This window comes from Rhizobium sp. CG4, assembly GCF_023701965.1.
Taxonomy (GTDB): domain Bacteria; phylum Pseudomonadota; class Alphaproteobacteria; order Rhizobiales; family Rhizobiaceae; genus Agrobacterium.
The window spans coordinates 267,949-286,353 of record NZ_JABAEG010000009.1 but is presented as its reverse complement, the minus strand read 5'-3'; the positions used below and the strand labels follow the sequence as shown (position 1 = coordinate 286,353).

14 protein-coding genes and 2 pseudogenes are annotated in these 18,405 nt (G+C 50.2%); 6 read left to right on the top strand and 10 right to left on the bottom strand.

Going from position 1 to position 18,405, the window contains the following annotated elements:
- The first annotated feature begins 135 nt into the window (after window positions 1-135).
- Entirely contained in the window at window positions 136-579 is a 444-nt protein-coding gene (locus HGO37_RS26570; protein WP_352230596.1) for a helix-turn-helix domain-containing protein, read from the top strand.
- A gap of 1 nt (window position 580) precedes the next feature.
- Here the strand turns inward: HGO37_RS26570 and HGO37_RS22635 are convergent, their stop codons facing one another.
- The 4 genes and pseudogenes from HGO37_RS22635 to HGO37_RS22620 form a co-directional block, all read right to left on the bottom strand.
- Entirely contained in the window at window positions 581-1,240 is a 660-nt protein-coding gene (locus HGO37_RS22635; protein WP_250985331.1) for a response regulator transcription factor, read from the bottom strand.
- A 476-nt stretch (window positions 1,241-1,716) separates the two neighbouring features.
- Window positions 1,717-1,901 (bottom strand): annotated as a pseudogene (locus tag HGO37_RS22630) (alpha/beta fold hydrolase); the annotation flags it as partial.
- A gap of 253 nt (window positions 1,902-2,154) precedes the next feature.
- Entirely contained in the window at window positions 2,155-4,119 is a 1,965-nt protein-coding gene (locus HGO37_RS22625) for a PAS domain-containing sensor histidine kinase (RefSeq protein ID WP_250985330.1), read from the bottom strand.
- A gap of 260 nt (window positions 4,120-4,379) precedes the next feature.
- The gene (locus HGO37_RS22620; protein WP_250985361.1) at window positions 4,380-4,877 is read right to left on the bottom strand and encodes a MarR family winged helix-turn-helix transcriptional regulator; all 498 of its coding nucleotides are present in this window, start codon (window positions 4,875-4,877) and stop codon (window positions 4,380-4,382) included.
- A 166-nt stretch (window positions 4,878-5,043) separates the two neighbouring features.
- Between HGO37_RS22620 and HGO37_RS22615 the strand changes: the two genes are divergently transcribed.
- A complete protein-coding gene (locus HGO37_RS22615) occupies window positions 5,044-6,102 on the top strand; it encodes an alkene reductase (RefSeq protein ID WP_250985329.1) in 1,059 nt (352 codons plus the stop codon).
- Window positions 6,103-6,142: 40 nt separating this feature from the next.
- Window positions 6,143-6,487: a DoxX family protein gene (locus HGO37_RS22610; protein ID WP_250985328.1), complete on the top strand. Its 345-nt coding sequence runs from the start codon at window positions 6,143-6,145 to the stop codon at window positions 6,485-6,487.
- 110 nt (window positions 6,488-6,597) lie between these two features.
- Here the strand turns inward: HGO37_RS22610 and HGO37_RS22605 are convergent, their stop codons facing one another.
- Window positions 6,598-7,008, bottom strand: coding sequence for a cupin domain-containing protein (locus tag HGO37_RS22605; protein ID WP_250985327.1), 411 nt, complete (start codon window positions 7,006-7,008; stop codon window positions 6,598-6,600).
- Between the two features lie 233 nt (window positions 7,009-7,241).
- On the opposite strand from HGO37_RS22605, the gene HGO37_RS22600 reads away from it, so the two are divergent.
- The gene (locus tag HGO37_RS22600) at window positions 7,242-8,300 is read left to right on the top strand and encodes a hypothetical protein (RefSeq protein WP_250985326.1); all 1,059 of its coding nucleotides are present in this window, start codon (window positions 7,242-7,244) and stop codon (window positions 8,298-8,300) included.
- On the opposite strand, the pseudogene HGO37_RS26565 reads toward HGO37_RS22600, so the two are convergent.
- Window positions 8,301-8,582 (bottom strand): annotated as a pseudogene (locus tag HGO37_RS26565) (LysR substrate-binding domain-containing protein); the annotation flags it as partial.
- A 291-nt stretch (window positions 8,583-8,873) separates the two neighbouring features.
- Here HGO37_RS26565 and HGO37_RS22595 point away from each other — a divergent pair.
- Window positions 8,874-9,797, top strand: a complete 924-nt coding sequence (locus HGO37_RS22595) for an SDR family NAD(P)-dependent oxidoreductase (RefSeq protein ID WP_250985325.1) — start codon at window positions 8,874-8,876, stop codon at window positions 9,795-9,797.
- A gap of 174 nt (window positions 9,798-9,971) precedes the next feature.
- On the opposite strand, the gene HGO37_RS22590 is transcribed toward HGO37_RS22595, so the two are convergent.
- From HGO37_RS22590 to HGO37_RS22575, 4 genes are all read right to left on the bottom strand, one after another.
- Complete coding sequence (locus HGO37_RS22590; RefSeq protein ID WP_250985324.1) at window positions 9,972-13,073, bottom strand: efflux RND transporter permease subunit; 3,102 nt, start codon at window positions 13,071-13,073, stop codon at window positions 9,972-9,974.
- The gene (locus HGO37_RS22585; RefSeq protein WP_250985323.1) at window positions 13,070-14,140 is read right to left on the bottom strand and encodes an efflux RND transporter periplasmic adaptor subunit; all 1,071 of its coding nucleotides are present in this window, start codon (window positions 14,138-14,140) and stop codon (window positions 13,070-13,072) included. Before HGO37_RS22585 ends, HGO37_RS22590 begins: the two co-directional genes overlap by 4 nt.
- Window positions 14,137-15,222, bottom strand: coding sequence for an efflux RND transporter periplasmic adaptor subunit (locus HGO37_RS22580; RefSeq protein WP_250985322.1), 1,086 nt, complete (start codon window positions 15,220-15,222; stop codon window positions 14,137-14,139). Before HGO37_RS22580 ends, HGO37_RS22585 begins: the two co-directional genes overlap by 4 nt.
- A 167-nt stretch (window positions 15,223-15,389) precedes the next feature.
- Window positions 15,390-16,046 carry a hypothetical protein gene (locus HGO37_RS22575; protein WP_250985321.1) on the bottom strand — a complete coding sequence of 219 codons (657 nt, stop codon included), beginning with the start codon at window positions 16,044-16,046 and terminating at the stop codon, window positions 15,390-15,392.
- 2,077 nt (window positions 16,047-18,123) lie between these two features.
- On the opposite strand from HGO37_RS22575, the gene HGO37_RS22570 reads away from it, so the two are divergent.
- Window positions 18,124-18,279, top strand: coding sequence for a hypothetical protein (locus HGO37_RS22570; protein WP_250985320.1), 156 nt, complete (start codon window positions 18,124-18,126; stop codon window positions 18,277-18,279).
- The last annotated feature ends 126 nt before the right edge of the window (window positions 18,280-18,405 follow it).

The following is an 18,405-nucleotide window of genomic DNA, read 5'->3' as shown; positions in this document are numbered from 1 at the left end:
GGTCTCACCCGAAAAACCTATACCAAGGGATAGTCTATCAAGACGTTTGAATACATTCCAAAGTCATCTGCGAGGTAGCATTTTCTATGCACCTATCAGTGCCGGTAAAGCACACAGCAAAGTCAGGTGAAAATCATGAGCTTGGAATATTTGGCCGTTAATGTTCGTGAAGGAAATCTGTCATCTAGAAAGCGAAGTCAGGTAGATAGATTTAGCCATGTCAGAAGTGGACTTACTGAGTGGCAGTGCCGACGTGTGCGGTCATACATTACTGAAAATGTCGGCAAACATCTAAAGGTCAGCGAGCTTGCGTCGCAGACGAGACTTAGCGTCGGGCATTTCGCACGGGCCTTCATCATCACATTCGGGGTATCGCCCTACCGCTTCGTCATTGCGGAAAGGATAGCAAAAGCGAAACGCCTTATGACGAACACAAGTTACCCGCTGTCGGAAATCGCTCTGCAATGTGGCTTGTGCGATCACGCTCACTTTTGCCGCCTCTTTCGTAGTTTTGAAGGCCTTCCACCGAGCGAATGGAGACGGCTGGAAATGAATATCCAGGCTCCCCCAGTTCCTTAGGCTAAGAATGTAGGCTGGTTACTTTGCCGCCCCTGGTTGCTAGGCGGTCAAACATCCGAACCACATCGACTACCGACTTTGCATTCATCTTTTTCATCATGCGGCCACGATGTAACTTCACCATGATCTCGCTAATGCTCATTTCAAACGCAATCTGTTTGTTCATCAGACCTTGGGAAACAAATTCCCAGACCTCCATCTCGCGCGGTGTCAGTCGGCAAAATCGCTGCCTTATCTTATTCTCCTCCGCCTTCTTGACCCTAGCAATTCTATCAAACTCCATTGCGCGATTTATCGATGCCACTACAGCTTGAGAGTTAAAAGGCTTTAACAAAAAGTCGAATGCTCCCGCCTTCATCGCGGATACGCTGATTGAAACATTTGCGTTCCCAGTGATGAAGATGATCGGCATCGGATTATTTCGTCGAGTGAGCTCTTTTTGGAGTTCGAGTCCGGTCATGTCCGGCATTTGGATATCCAGAAGGATACAGCCTGCGCTGCCCTGTTCCGCGGTCACTAGGAACTCTTCTGCGCTTCCAAAGCCAACCGCGTCTATCTGAACGGAGTCGAAAAAATTGAGCAACGAAGTACGAAGATTTGACTCATCGTCGATAATGTAAACCTTTTGTGGACTGTCATCTTGTTCGATTTTCGTTGGCACGGGGCAATCCCTATCCTTGTTGGCAATTCGTCGACCCGAAAATATTCTCGTCAACGACGTTGCAGGCTAATGAATGATGAGATGGCGTGGACTCTTTTAAATGCATTAATAAGCTGGGAAGAGTTATCCGAAAACTAGATCTGGACGCGTCACGGCGAATATCGACTAATCCCTTACCCAAAAGGAAGGAACTCGCCATTTGTCCAAGGAGTTTCAACCGCGCTACCTGCCCCCCATTTTCCTTGATCAGCTGAAGTTGCTGCTCTCGGTGCCCTTTGTCGAACATCTGGTCGGCATGAAAAGCGAGGTCCACGATGGCAACCTGTTCCATAGTATAGGATGACGATAGTGGCGGGTCGCGCCAACGGCCTTTCGACGTAGCATTACTCTAGTGTATTGTATTTTATGTCGGTCGAATTGGACTTGCTATCGGGCCTGTGGAGTTAATCCACCTATACTGGCGGATAGGTGCCAAAAACTTGCGCAAAGTCTTCGGTGAAGTCAGCCTCAGAAAACGCCTTGATACTGTCATAATGGGCCTTTGCTCCACGCGCCATACTCTGTCTCCACCAGTTAGGGATGACGCCTTGGGAGATCTTGGTATTAGGCCGATTAAATCCATAGAAAAAGGCCCGCTTGGAATATCGAGGATGTTCATTGCCCCTGAGAACTAACCCGGTAGCACAGGACAGGAATGCGGACGAAAACTTGGACCACCAGGAGGTAGTTCATGTATTCCTACGCAGCCAAACTTCGAGCTGTTGAGCTTTATATCGGGCTGGGCAAGCGGCTTAAGGAGCTCAATGAGTGCAAAGGCTGCCCTATCAGACCAGCCTGCGGTGGCACACCTCTTCTGGCAGAGGCTTCAGTGGCATTCGCTGCGGTATTCGAAAAAAATTCCGTCAAGGATTTGGTCAGACGGAAATTTGAACTTCGTCAGCTTCTCGGAGCGGCATAGCGGCATCCGAAAGCATCGGGTCGTTGAGTGAGAAACGAATGCGAGCACCGCTACCTGTGTTCTCAGCCCATATTTTGCCTCCATGGGAGCTGATTATCGACTCGCAAATCGATAGTCCCATACCCATTCCATTCTCCTTCGTTGTGAAGAAGGGCATAAAAATTCGGTCAATGTCTTCAATGCCACCACCGGTATCTATTACCTCAACTCCGATACCCGCATCTGAAGCGGTCGTCTTCACAGTTATTACCCGCTCAGAACTATCTAAATCAGACATTGCCTCAACCGAGTTGTGTATTAGGTTTACAAGAACCTGTTGAATTTGGATGCTATCTACCGATATCAATGGAAGAGAAGGACTTAGCTCCAATTCAAGTCGGGTTCTTGCTAATGTCAATTCCTCTAGCATCAGCTCTTTTACACCGTCGACTAGCATATTGATGTCAGTCGAAGTGCGCTCCTCAGACTTATGTTGAAAAAGCGCCCTTATTCGCCGCACTACTTCTGAGGACATGTTTGCATCTCTGACAACACAGTCGGCGCTGTGTATGGCTCGCTCAATATTTGGAGGTGACATTTCCAACCAACGCCTGCAGGCGTCTGCACTCATCATTACAGCTGCTAGTGGCTGGCTGAGTTCATGGGCGATGGACGCAGATAGCTCAGCCATACCAGCATATCGTGAGGCACGCGCTAATTTATCTTGAGAAAGGCGTAGGGATTCCTGCGCTCGAAATTCATTCTCGATATCAACCTGAAGTCCGTACCACTGGATTATTTTACCCGCATCGTCCCTTAGTGGCTCCATGCGAGCTTCCAGCCAACGCCACGTACCGTCGAACCGACGCTGCCGAAACCTCCTAAACCATGGCTCACCGGATGCAAAACTCTGCCGTATGGTCGTTTCTACATCTGCCTTATCGGCGGGATGTATCGTCGCCTCTATGATCGAGTGAAGCGTGTCTACATCGCCATGCTGGATTTGATCTACGGATATGCCGGACCACTCCTCTAACTGACGACTAAAATAAGTAGGCTGACCATCGGGAGATGAAACCCACAATAGCCCCGGCATCGTTTCAATTATCAACGCCAATCTCGCTTCGCGCTCTAAAATCGCAGCTTGGGCGCGCACCTCGTCGTCAATATCTTGAGCTACTCCTAACCAGCGTCTAATAATTCCGTCATTATCTGGCAAAGCATTGACTTCGCCTTTCGTCCAACGGAACCCTCCTCCAGCTCGCACCTGTCGATATTTCTTTTTAAAGCGTTGTCCTCCGGCGAAGGTCGATTTTAGCGCCTCTGCAACCGACTGAAGGTCGTCAGGATGAATAACTAGAGATAGTATCTCGTCTACAGACATCTTTTCAGAGTCGTCGTGTCCGATCTGGATGCCAACCTGTTCTCGCAATGCCTGATTAAAGTAAATAGGTCGGCCCAAATGATCCGCTGCCCATATGGGTGTCGGAACAGCGTCGATGAAGCTTTGTAGAGCTAATTCACGTTCGCGAGATGACTCAATCTCGGTCACCGCATCATCGATATCGAGCGCTGTACCCAGCCAGAATAGTATTTCTCCCTTTGCATCTGTCTGTGCTCGCGCCGTCGTTCGAAGCCACCTGAATGCGCCGGTTGCGGTCCTAACGCGATGCGCAACATCGAATGTTCCACGGCTTTCCACCGCAGCAAGCCACGTTTGCGCCAAACGGACATAATCGTCTTTGTGCAGCAACTCGCTCCAAGCGAACTCTCCACTATCGGGATCGCGGGCGACGTATTTCGAACTTGGGAAGCCAGTGTAGCTTTCCATGGATACGCTTTGACAAATGAATTCTCCATTTGGCCAAGCGGCCCATCCGAACCCAGGCATCACATCTACTAATTTTTTGATCTCTTCGACCGAGATCGTCGATGCAATCACCCTATCTACCTCCACGAACTAACTAAAGAATACAAAATGGCAGGGCATTTCATATGTCAAGTTTGACAGGAGACGTGGGTCGAATTCGAAGGTGGAATTGGTGCATGCTACGTGCGGATGCGTTACTCTCGTGGACTTGTCCCGCTCTCATATAACTGGCCGACGAAAATGATTATGTGTTCAAGAGCTTTGCAAGCCAAGTGATGGAGTGACCTTGTCTAGCCAATGTTTATCAAATTCTATTGTCCGCCATAACCGCTCTAAACACCAAGCGATTGCGTGAGTTTTCTAAGGAGGCCATCCAGCGCTGCTACCTCATCACCCGTTAAGGCCGTAAGAAGCTGTCGCTGTGTCGCGACGTGATCGTTTATTACCTGCTCAATGACCCTTAAACCCTGTGGCGTAAGACATACTATCGCCTTACGTGCGTCAGTTGGGTCAGCTCTTCTCCTCACAAATCCTGATTTCTCAAGTTGGTCAATCCGATTGGTCATCGTTCCAGCGGTGATCATCATTGATGTTAGAAGATCGCCAGCTGCTAACGCATAGGGCGAACCAGACCTTCGAAGCGCCGAGAGGACGTCGAAACCTGCCATGTTTAGACCATAACCAGCGAACGTATCCTCGGCTGCTACGTGCATATGCTTAGTCAATCGAGACAAGCGACCGATTGGCCCCATGGTACTGACGTCAAGATCCGGGCGAGCCGCACGCCATTGGTTGATGATTTTGTCTACCTGATCCATTTCCGAACAAATCCGCGATTGATGTTGGTAAGGCACAAAAACATAAATTTATTTTGAGGTCAAATATTTTGACGTCAAAGGTATTGACGACGGATCAAGTCCGTGATTATTTTATTTCGACGTCAAAATATTTGACCTCAAAATAAAAACTTCAACTCGTCACATTAGAGGAACTCCAATGTCTACTCTCTTTACTCCAGTGCAAACTGGTAATTACAACCTAAAAAATCGGATCGTCATGGCACCAATGACACGCAGCCGTGCCAACGATGACGGCACTCCGACAGCGTTGAATGCTAAATACTATGCACAGCGTGCAAGCTTGGGCTTGATAATCACCGAAGCAACCCAGCCGTCAGATATTGGCCAAGGTAATGTCAACACTCCTGGAATCTACACTGCGGCCCACGTCCTGGGATGGAGCAAGGTGACGTCTGCTGTACATGCAGCCGGTGGGCGTCTGTTCATTCAGATCATGCACGTTGGCCGCATGTCACACCCAGAAAATGTTGCAGGAAATCTACATTCTATAGCACCCTCAGCAATCGCACCGAAGCTCCAGTTACATACCCCGAGCGGTTTGAAAGATGTTCCACCACCACGCGAAATGACGCTCCAAGATATAAAGAATACGATCGCTGAGTTTCGCCATGCTGCTCGTTGCGCGATTGAAGCGGGCGCAGACGGGGTCGAAGTGCACGGTGCAAACGGTTACCTCCTGCAACAGTTCTTTGCACCAAATGCAAACACACGCACTGACGCATACGGAGGTAGAATTGAAAACCGAGCACGTTTTGCTCTCGAAGTCGCGGCTGCGGTTGCCGACGAAATCGGTCGGGAAAGAACAGGATTTCGTGTGTCACCAGGAGGGCTACTCGGTGACTTGGATGAAGGTAATGAAGGCCCCGAACTTTACCGCTATCTCGTCGGCGAATTGGATAAATTGGGTCTCGCGTTTCTAGATGTCATGCACTGGGGAAATGAAGAACTTTTGAAGGATCTGCGGAAAATCTGGCATCAGACCCTTATTCTTAACCGCCCTGGTCGGCCACGCGAGCTAATTGGCGCAGACGTCGCTGCCGGTTTGGCTGACATGGAATCCTATGGCTCGGCAATACTCGCTAATCCGGACTTCGCACATCGGGTGCAACTAAATGCGCAATTTAACGAAGTGCAGAAGGAAACGTTTTTTGGCGGGAATGAAAAAGGCTACACCGACTATCCAGTCATGGCCTGATCAGCATCCACAATCACTCAAAATCAACTGAGGTTTTACTATGGATATCGTGGCCATTCTATTGTTCTGGGCACTAGCCGCATTCTTTCTATTCGGCGCGCTCAACAATTTTCAAGCTCGTGGAAATCTACGCGAGACCTACCGTCGCTGGGGGTATCCTGACGGATTTCACTATGTGACAGCAGCGTTGGAGTTTATCGCCGCAATTTTGCTCATCCTTCCAAACACACGAATCCTCGGCGCGATACTAGCATCAATCGTCATGATCGCTGCACTATCGACGCTTCTCATAAACGGGCTTCGGAAACAGGCTGTCACGCCAAGTATCGTTCTAGCGCTCTGCGGTTTGGGGGTAGCCGTCGCATACAACACATCAGCATCCTGAGCGGGGACGTACATCCTACTCTCACTCGTCGTCAAATCAGAGGTAAAATGCGTAACGAATGACATTTTCGCAAAAATGAGGCGCGCAAATTCATGACGCGCCTCAGGAGTTCACTTGTTTCGAATGGCCAACTCAGTCTCTGTGTCGACCACAAACACCGCGATGAGCTTAGCTGGCTTAGTATCACTTCCGTTGGCACTGGACCCGTGATGGTCACCTGCATTCTCGATGAAATTTTCACCCACTTTAAAAACTCTCTCCTCTCCTCCGTTTGTCTGGCTGCGTATTTCGCCTTCCACGACAGTTGCGTAGATGAAAGAGCTCTTCGCGTGGGTGTGTGACGGGGAATAACCACCAGGACCACACTCACCCAGCAAACCTCGCATACCTTTCCCAGGAAGGTTTGGGATAACGTGGTCAAAAACAGGAGTAATTTTCGCGTTTTTACCTTCGCGGTGGGCGCTTGCTGACCCCGCGACAGCTACCATCAGCGCAGCGGCGATCACGATTTTCTTGAACATGGATTCCTCCTTTGGCCGTTTCAGACCGCCTCTTGCGGCTTACATCACAAGCCTAAAGGGGGCTGGTCACTCTCTTTAGGAATACGTTGATTTGTGCACCACGTGTCGTGGTCCTCCTACCTAGGTCAGCCTCACCTGAGGCAAACCAACGTATACGGTAACCAGTCCTGAGACATGTGGCATTCTCCCTTAGTTCATAAGCGCACTCCGCGAAGTGAAAAAAGGAGACGAGATTGAGTTACTTTGATAAAGTATCAGACAGTGTGGAAGCACCTAGCTTTCGTAATCGCTCTATGCTTCGAGCGTCGATTCCGGTCATCTGCACCCTGGTCTATCCTGGATTCGTCGACATATTTCATATTTCGGTCGGTGAACCAGGTAGTTCGTTAAGCCTCGGTGCAGGCCTGATCGCGGGTTTTATGTTAGTGCTGATGTTTTCTGTACCGCTGATTGGCTTTGCATTTGCAGTACGCGGTGTCGGGGGCTCCCCATCCTTAGCTTTTGAAACCCGAGCGAGACGTCTTGCCTACGCGGTGGTGGTCGGTCCGACGATGTATTGTCTGGTCGGCGTTCTCCAAATCTTAGCCTCTAGCCCAATCCCAGACCAAGTAATTTGGGTTGTATTGTGGTGTCTTGGTCTGCTTTGGCTTTGGGCCACACCTGACGGTCATTCCAACAACGTAGCGCCTGCTCGTCCGATTCCATGGCTACGAGTGGCGCATGGTGTCTCGGCCGCCGTAGTTCTCATCTACATAGCATTTCATCTCGCGAACCATCTGTTCGCCCTACTTGGTCAAGAAGCTCATACGACAGTGATGAATATGGGGCGCACTGTTTACAGGTCTCCCATTGGTGAAACTATTCTCGTAGCTGCGATGCTCTTCCAAGTAGTCTCAGGCCTTATTTTAGCTTGGCGATGGAGTTCTCACAAACTGGATTTCTACAAGACGTTTCAAGTCGCCTCAGGATTTTTCTTATCAATCTTTATCCTTGGGCACATGAATGCCGTTTTCGTCCTCGCTCGTATGTACTTCGGTATTCCAACTGATTGGGATTTCGCAACAGGAGCTCCGAATGGACTCATCCATGACTGGTGGAGCGCGCGGCTCATTCCTCACTACGCCCTTGCTATCCTCCTTTTGATCGGCCACTCGTTTTCAGGCCTTCGAGTAGTGATGCTTGCTCATGGCACATCGGAGTCGTTGGCTAATCGTGTGTGGTGGGTCGGGCAACTTGGTGGTGCATGTCTTTCGACCACTATCATGTTGGCAATGTGTGGTTTCAGAATTTAATTACTTAAAGTCTCGATCAACTGATCGCAGGTGCGCCAGAAACGCACGCATACCAGCACTGATGTGCCGGTGGCGGGAATAGTAAAGACATAAAACTGGGCGAGGAGGCGTCCATTGAGAGAGAACCTGCATCAAAGACCCGTTGTTCAGGTGTTCCTTAGCTATCCACTTGCTGATCAATGCCAAGCCATAGCCCTCTATCGCAGCCGCTAGAAGGAGTCTTGAATCACCAACGATTATGTTTCCTTCAGGAGCGATGGAAAAGACTTCATCTCTTCGTTGAAACTCCCACCGTTAGACTCCTCCACTAGGCATGCGAAGTTGGGCGCACCGATGATGCAGAATATTGGATGGACTCATCAAGACTGGGGCCTCGTTGAGGTATTGCGGAGCTCCGACGACGATATGCTGCTGATCTGGGCCTATCGGTACGGCTACTATATCTTCTGAACCCAATTCAGCGAGACGTATTCCACAATCAAAGCCACCCTCTGCGAAATCTTTGCCCATCTAGTTCATGAATGCCACGCGCGAATCTTTAGAGGCAAGCCGATTTGTCATAGGATCAAAGGCATGACTAAACTTAATCATTTCTGCTTCACATCTACTGCCAAGCAAGTGTTGGAAAACATCGATCTGTCAGGGAAAACAATCATCGTTACGGGGGGAGCTAGTGGAATAGGACTGGCCACAACAAAGGCTTTCGTCCAGGCAGGGGCAGCTGTGACTGTCGCCACTCGCCGACCGGATGATGCAAAAGTGATTGCCGAGGAGATTTCTTCAGAAGGCCCTCCTGGTACTATACGCGTTTCAAAACTTGACCTGGCCGACTTGTCGTCTGTGCGATCATTCGTATCTAACTGGGATGAAAAGTTAGACGTGCTCGTGAACAACGCTGGCGTAATGGCTATGCCTGAACTGCAGCGGACACCTCAAGGTCGCGAAATGCAATTCGCTACTAACTATTTAGGTCACTTTGCTCTTACGCTCGGGCTCCGCCGTTATCTCGCGAAAGCGAATGGCGCACGTGTTGTTTCTGTCGCGTCAGTCGGAAGCTTGTTTTCTCCTGTTCTGTGGGACGATCCAGACTTTCGATTCATCCCGTACGATCCGCTGCTCGCATACGGTCAATCGAAAACAGCGTGCATTTTGATGTCAGTCGGGATCACAAACAAATGGGCACAAGACGGAATAACATCGAACGCATTGAACACTGGAGCAGTTGCAACAAATCTCCAAAAACACACAGGCGGTCTTCGCACGCCCGAGTATCTGAGGAAAACGGCAGAACAAGGTGCGTCAACAACAGTATTGCTAGCAGCGTCGCCGCTCGTTTCGAGTGTGTCAGGGAAATACTTCGACGACTGCCAAGAAGCGCCCACTGCTCTAGAGAGAGGGAACGGGCCTTACGTAGGGGTCGCTCCTTATGCGCTAGACGAAGACAACGCTCTCCGGCTTTGGAAAATCGCAACTAGTATGCTGGGTATGAATTCCTAGAAACAGGGCGGACAAACGCCTGCCGGTCTCGAGAGTGATGTTCCAGCGGCAAGTAACATCGACGATGTTGCTCTGCAGATGTTCAAGCTTGTTATCTGAAAATGTCTAACGGCAAAACCGCCCAAACGGATGGGCGGTTTTTTCAAACTTAACAAATTCTCGATGTTGTGACGTTCAGGCAGCCTGCTCAACGTCTCCTTCTCGCTTCACGCTGGGATAACCAACGACCTGATCGGACGTTTCAGGTTTGATCCCGAACCAAGTTACATAGAGTGCGGGCAAAAAAATCAATGTTAGTGCTGTACCGACCACGATGCCGCCCATCATTGCATAAGCCATCGGCCCCCAGAAAACCTCCCGTGAGATTGGGATAAGTGCCAGTGTCGCGGCCGCGGCGGTCAACATGATCGGGCGCATGCGGTGTTCAGTAGCCTCAATCACAGCCTGCCACGCTGGGATGCCCTGTGCCCTCATATCTTCGATCTGTACCACTAGGATGACCGAATTGCGGATTAGAATGCCTGCTAGCGCGAGCACGCCGAGAATGGCAACAAAGCCGAGCGGGGCCTGGCTCAGGACAAGCGCTGCCACCACACCAATCAATGCAAGCGGTGCGACAGCAAACACGAGGAATAGCCTGCTGAAACTCTGTAGCTGTATCATTAGTATGGTCGCCATCACGAACAGCATGAGAGGAACCACTGCCGCGATTGGCCCTTGTGACTTTGCACTTTCTTCTACGGTACCGCCGACCGTTACCGAATAGCCGACAGGTAGGTCACCAGAAAATTCTTCGATGTTTGGCGCAAGTTGTTGCACTACTGTATCAGGCTGTGCAGAACCTAGAATCGCGGCTTTGACAGTAATCGTTGGGGCTCTGTCGCGTCTCCAGATTTTTGGCGGTTCTAGCTCGTAGCCCAGTGTAGCAACGGCGGAAAGAGGAACGGGTTTGCCATGTGTACCCGGGATTAGTACGTTGCTGAGTGTTTCGATTGAACCGCGTTCTTCAGCGTTTGCTCGGCCAATCACATCGATTAGATAAATATCGTCTCTTATTTCAGTAATAGGAGCACCTTCCACCACCGAATCGAGCGTTGTCGCTATCTCTTTTGACGTAACGCCTAGTTGCCGCGCCTTATCCTGCAGAACGTTTATCTTAACGACGCGCTCCGGTTCATTCCAGTCTAGGACTGCGTTGAAAAGCAGCGGATGTGCACTCACAACGCCGAGTAACTCCTGTCCCAGCGTTCTTACACCATCTACGTCCGGACCGCTGATGCGATACTGGACGGGCTTACCAATCGGAGGCCCTATGTCCAGAAGTTTCACATAGGCATCAGTTCCGGGGAAGGTTTCCTTGAGATAGGATTGCAATTCCGGCCGAAGACGGTCACGCGCCTCGAGGCTTTTCATCACGATTACAGTCTGCCCAAATGAGACATCAGGTGTCTGCACATCGAAAGCGAGAATAAAACGCGGCGCTCCTGTACCAACATGGCTTGACCAGTGGGCAACATCTTCATTGCCAGCGAGCGAGTCCTTTTCGAATTTCTCCATTTGTCGATTGATTTCGGCGAAGGAAGTATTGTGCGGAAGATTCCAGTCAACGATCAACTCAAGGCGGTCCGAGTTTGGAAAGAACTGTTGTTGTACGAACCCCATCCCAAAAATTGACAGTCCGAAGGCTCCAGCGGTGAGACCGATTGTCACCCATCTCCATCCAACAGCCAGAGCAAGTAGATGTGAAAACGCTTTCGCGACAATTCCCTTCTGGTCCTTGTGCTTAGACATTCTCTTTGGCAGCAAAGTCACTCCCAGCAATGGGGTGAACAGCACCGCAACCACCCACGAGACCGTAAGAGAGACCGCTATAACAACGAACAAAGTGAACGTAAATTCACCGGCAGCGCTGCTGTTGAGGCCAATCGGAATGAAACCAGCGACGGTCACGAGTGTCCCAGTGAGCATGGGAAATGCTGTTGTGGTGTAGACGTGCGTCGCGGCTTTCCTAACAGTATCTCCAGCTTCGAGACGAGCGACCATCATTTCGACCGCAATCATGGCATCGTCAACCAGCAAACCCAGAGCAATTATCAAAGCTCCAAGTGAAATGCGCTGCATTGAGATCCCGGTGTATTCCATAAACATAAAAGTGATAGCCAGGACGAGCGGGATAGAAATTGCCACGATTAAGCCTGCGCGTATCCCGAGACTGATGAAACTGATAAACAGAACAATTGCGACCGCTTCGAACAGTGCTCTAATAAATCCAGAGACAGCATCTGCCACGACCGCAGGCTGGTCGGATACGAGATGCACATCCGCTCCGATTGGCAGATTGCTCTCTATTACATCGATTTTCTGTTCCAAGGCTTTACCGAACTCTAAAAGATTTGCTCCGGTTTTCATTCCGATTGCAAGGCCTAGCGCAGGTTCCCCATTGTATCGAAAGACTGTTGACGGTGGATCGGCGTAACCACGACGAACTTCCGCTATCTCACTCAGCGGAAAGAAACGATCCCCGATGCGAAGATTGATTTCACCAAGACTTTTCTCAGATTCAAATGATCCACTGACCCTAAGAGCCACCCGCTCGGCCCCAGACTCGATTACACCGGAATGCGTGACTGCATTCTGCGCTTGAAGGGCTTCGATAACCGACTGTCTATCTACGCCAAGGGCTGCGATCTTTCGTGTCGAGAATTCAAGGTAAACGACCTCAGCCTGTGCGCCCATGATCTCAACCTTGCCTACGTTCGGCAAAGTAAGGATTTGTGATCTGGCACTTTCGACGAGGTCACGCATTTCACGCTGAGTTACGCCATCGGACGTGAACGCGTAAATATTTCCGAAAACATCACCAAACCTGTCATTGAAAAAAGGGCCTCTTACCCCAGAAGGTAAGGTAGTCTGAATATCGCCGATCATGTTTCTGACAAGTATCCACGTCGGCTCGACGTCGGCGGATTTGGTGGATTGGAGTAGCTCAAGGAAGATTGTTGTCCGACCCGCGACGGTCATGCTCCTGGTAAAATCGAGGGAGGGTAACTCCTCAAGTTTTTTTTCGATCCTATCTGTAACCTGTAGGGCCATTTCTTGAGCGGACGCTCCAGGCCACTCTGCTTGAATAATCATCGTTTTGATCGTGAATGATGGATCCTCTTCTCTCCCAAGTTTGATATAGGAGAATGTTCCTGCCACGAGAAAAACAATCATGAAGTACCAAACGAGTGACTTATGATCGAGTGCCCAGTCAGAAAGATTAAACGATTTCATGGCGCACTCCCGCTTGATAATTTGACTTTCTGGCCTTCGGACAGCTTACTCAGCCCGGCTAGCGCAATCCGCTCCCCCACAGATACGCCTTGCGATATCCACACGATCTCGGGGCTAGTCCTTGAGGGATCAATTTGAACCGGGCGGCGATTAACGGTTTCATTTTTCTCGTCGACCACCCACACGAAAGTTCCGCCGTCGTGAAAAATCGAGCGTCGCGGTATTGAAACTCTGACCAAATCATCCTGAGCTATCAGCGCGGAAACTACTGCTCCAATGCGGAATGCGTCTGGAGGAGTAAGAAGTGATATACGTACGCGTCTGGTTCTTGTCAGTGTATCCGCCGAAGGAGCAAGTTCGCGTACAATTCCTTTCGCTGTGACTTCCTCATTGAGTTGAAGTCGAAGATCGAAGGGTGTTCCCAACTGCAATCGACTATATACTTCATCGCTGACGTCGATAACAACTTCTCGCTCTCTTGGCTGCGCAACTGTTACAATTGTTTGTCCCGCTTCAACTGTTTGCCCAACTTCGGCGGCGGTTGCTGTTACGATCCCATCGAACTGAGCACGTAGAATGGTGTAGCCTAGTTGCTCTTTGGCTTTGTCAAGAATAGCACTGGCTTTTGTGACATTTGCCTCGGCAGATACGAGGGCTTGATCAGCTTGCTCTAACGCAGCGGTCGTGCCCAAACCCGCCTCAGCCAATGTGTTCTGTCGCTCTTTTGATGTCTGGGCGTTGAAGCGCCTCGCTTGCGAATTCCGCAACTCGGCTTGTGCCGCGCTCACTGCCAACGTTTGAGACGACGACTCAAGCGTTGCGAGAACTTGGCCTACGCTTATTTGATCTCCAACGTCCACTAAGCGACCGTTTATACTTCCTAATATCCGGAAACCGTGTTCGGAGGTTGTACGGGCGTGGACGACACCGGGATAACCACTGAAAGAGATATCGTCACCCTTAATCACCGTCGAGATGATGGGTCTAGAAGTGGGCGACTTCGGTTTGTCTTCAGAGCAACCACTTAGAAACAGCAGTATCGCCGTTAATATCGCAAGACCTCTCATGGCATCACCTGATGCTTCTGCTGTTTTATTGTTACAGCTCGGCCAGGAGACAGAAATTTACCACCCTGTACGACAACTAGTTCCCCTATCGTGAGACCGTCGGCAACCTCGATCAAGTTCGTTGAATGCCTTCCGACCTCAATCTCACGGAGTGATGCTGTCATGTTTGTTGGATCTATGACCCAAACTGCGGGACTGCGACCCGTGACCGACAAGGCCGACCAAGGCACCTCGATTACGGAGCGCCTCTCGGCCATGAATTTTGCTACAATGGGTGCTCCGAGTGGAAATGAAGCGTCACTACCAATATTGACCTTGAGACGGATCGTTCCTGTGAGAGCATCAATGGTTGGAGAAATCTCTCGAACTTCCCCATAAAACTCTCTTTGGGGGGCAGAGATGAGACTGAAAGAAAGCTCTCTTTGTGGCAAAGTACGGAGGTAAAGCGCCTCTTGAACGTCGAAAATGCCATCACGAGGTCCGTCTTTCGCAAGCGTAAAGATTGGTTGCGTAGCCTTGGCGACTTGCCCCACCTCCACCATTCGCGCAGTAATGACTCCATCTGCGTCGGCGCGTAAGTCAGTGAATGAAAACTCGCGGCGCGCAGTGTCGAGTTGAGCAATCGCAGCAACGACCTCTTCTTTCGAGGTGGCAATATCTTCGCTAGCCTGATCGAAGGCGGCTATTGTGGTCACACGTGTCTTCAACAAGTTCTGTTGGCGCACCAACGCAAGTTCTGCCAACCGCTGACGTGCTTGCGCGGACGCAAGGTTTGCCTCCGCAACCCCAATCTCTGCCTTCTGCTCGTCAGCGTCTAATTTTGCTAATAGCTCTCCCGCCTTTACTGTATTGCCGACCTCAACTAGGCGTTCGACAATCCGGCCACCGACCCTAAATGATAACTCGCTCTGTACTCGCGCACGTATCTCTCCAGTAAGGAACGTGGCCTGCTCTGCAGCTGTCGATTTGACGGAAATTGTTTCAACCATAATTGGTGTGGCCGGTGTCTCAGCTTGAGTTTCACCACCTGAGAAGATGAGTAAAACTGCCGCGACAATTGATAAGTCCGCTTTCTTTTGCATCGCGGGTCCTCGCTTATCCGAATTAACCTCGCAGCCGGTTCATTCCCTTGCTACGCGCTCTCAACCATTTGGGCGTAGAGCGGCGGATCTGATCAGCAAGTTTACCGATGGTGGAAATTTCTCGTAGATATACGAGGGTCTACATTGGGTAATCACGTAATAAGATTTTAGATTTCGGACGAGACGTGTGTCGTGGGTCTGGACAACCGCGAACCCGTAAAGCGGAAAATTCGCTGGCGAAGTGATAATGATGAAGGCCGCGATGAGAGGTCGGCAGTTTTACACTCGACTTCTAAGGCGTCTGCGCTCGTTCCGGCGTCTCCAGCTGTGCGCCATTCGAACAACTGTTTACCTTGCATTTGCCCGGTCGCAAAAAGATCGCTTTCCAGGCCAACCGTAAAGTCGGCATGGATAGAATCGGCAAATCCTATAAAGAGCATACGCTGGTGCCACGTCGTCACTGCGGTTGTATACCGGACCTCGATTAAAGCGACTGTGCCATCCCAGTGTGACTTGGCCAACGGCGACCGTTCTTTCGATAGCGCGAAATCCGAGTATGCGTATATGACCGGGAGCGCAAAGAAAGCTTCAATTTCTCCTTTCGTCTCAATGCCGTCTTGCTCCTTTATCTCTGTGGGGGAATTCAGCGGACCAGCGGAACAGCGCCAACTCCGGTTTAGACCAGTCGTTTCCTCACTTTTGTGAAAGTAGCCATTCCGGCAAATTGCGATTTCGATCGAAGCCGCGACCTCAGCAGAACCACGTAGTCTGCCAATTCTTGCGTGGAGATCTGCTGCATACTCAAAATACGAAAGGGCCGTCATAGCTCGCCTCATCCTCTGCTTGACACGTCGGTTCGGCAACACGCCTACCGCCAGATAAAGGATGATAGTCTTCGTATAGTGGTGGTCGACCTATACCTCGGTTTACAGATGCCAAACCGCACAGCGATTGTCCGAGGCATCGGGGACCGGCATCATACAAACGTTTGTATAGTTTCGGAGATGTCGAATTATCGGCATTAATTCCCGCGTGATCGAGGCATCTCTCGCCGTCCACGCCTTAACGCGCGACGAACCCCGCGTCCAAATTAGACCCACTGAGGCCTTCGATCAGATTGCTGAATACCCTTTATGCAAAGCGTGAGAACAGTAGCCACAGACCCGCAAGTTTTGGAACTGGGACTGGTGCGAAGTTCTGAAACGTCACCTGACGACACATCAACATTCAACTCGACATCAAAATCTCACGAAAAATCGGGGGTCTAGCGTCATGCGCAAAAAATCTTCCCTAACACCTTCGGAACCTCTTATTCCAATTTCGGTATATTTCATTCTCATTGCGATGATAATGGCAATGGCTTCAACGGTTGGATTCATCTCAGCAACGAAGGTACCCCTCCAAACCCGGGTGTATTTACCTGAAGAATGGAGAACCGACGGTGCCGACAGATTGAAGGTCAGAACTAACGCTCCATTACAGTCACAAACACGGTTCAAAGTGGACCCTGCAGAACCCCACAGGAATGCTACAAGTTATGCGACACTTGACTAATATGACATGTCTGGTCCCACCGTTAAGGGATGTCGCCCCGAGTGAGACCCACGCTCAACTCTCAGACTTTTTCGGCAGCGTCTGGATTAACTGCATACCTGGGATCAAATTCTCACGGTAAGCTACCTCGACTTAACGGATCTCTGGATCATATTCAGATTGTTTAGCCCGCATGTCGCTTATGGCGCGCCCACTGCAAAATCACAGCCCTCTCCTGATTGGCTTTCGCGCGCAAGTATGGTCGCACCGCTGGATGATAAGTCTGAGCAGCGATCACTCCGATGAGACCTGGGGCATTAAATTCCCTCGTCGTCCAAGGTAGCGTCTCTAGTCGTCTCCGACAATATCTGCTTGGCTTTTACCACCATACAGCCACTTCGCTGCCCAACAACCGACCAGTAAACATGATCAGTACATCTGGTTTCGCGTACTCGATCTCTGCCCGAGACAATTCGTTCTGCCATCTGATGATCTGCATCCGGTCAGGGGATTTCAGTTTCATTATGCTTGCACTGCCACCGATTCGCTCAATTAACTGTACTTTCGAGAGATTTGACCAGGCAAGCGAACGTCGATCTGTTATTTCGAAGGCATCAGCAACCTCTTGAAAAGTCAACCAGAATGGATTTCGTTTCCAATTCGTGCAAAACCCAAAGTCACACTTCTGGAACTCGCGCTTCTCCAACTTTTAGTAATCGTCGAACCAATTCGCAGTCGTGGTGTCGATTGCAGAGATCCGCCGATCAACTCCAAGAGTTTCTTGTCCCATCACCATGACTCTGACTGGTGCCTGCCAATATAGGTCACTTAGATTTATCGGCTGCGGGACCGAAATTCTGCTCAAGATTTCGGGCGAGAGCGACTTGGAAGCGGCATCAATAGTATCGTTCAACACCTGATTATAATTCGCCAGGTCATCTTTCGCAGAGCAATGTATCATTCCATAAATCCTCTTAAACGATTGGATTATGAGTGCTTTCACTGGCAATCAGGACATGCGTCTGCTTGTCCGCATCAGAAACCTTCAAGAAGGCCAACTGCGGCATTCTATTTATTGAAATTTTTGAAATTATTTTGAAAAAACACTCGTCCCCCATCATTCACATAAAAGGAGTCGGTGTCGTTTGAGCGAAAGCAGCCCAGATCGCAGCTCAATCCGCTCGCACTCGACCAGGGAGCGCATCGAGCTGAGGGAAATTGCAGCCTGTCAGAGGAGGAAGGCAGCAGCGGTCTTAATGTAGCACATGCGACAGGCCCCAATCAGTGAACTTCAGTATGCTTTTGCTCGGTGGCCCACAGTCTTACATATATCGTAGGAAGCCTTGGAACCAACGAGGCAATTGGGCGATGAACGATCAAGATGGCCAAACAGACCTGATCTGCCGCTCAAACCGTAAAATTCCTTTCGTCGAGCTAACGTTGGCGGAGCTGATTGATGATCCGCTGGTATCGCTCGTCAACAAGGCTGACCGCGTAGATCGATATGCATTCCGGGCCTTTTAAGAGTGCTGCGCGATCTCGTTTAATGGAACTCGGTCATCCACGTGACCCACAGTAGTTGTGTTTGCGCCCATAGACGTCGACAGCACTGAATGCGGCCGTCACTTCAGCCTAGTCACCATCAGAAAG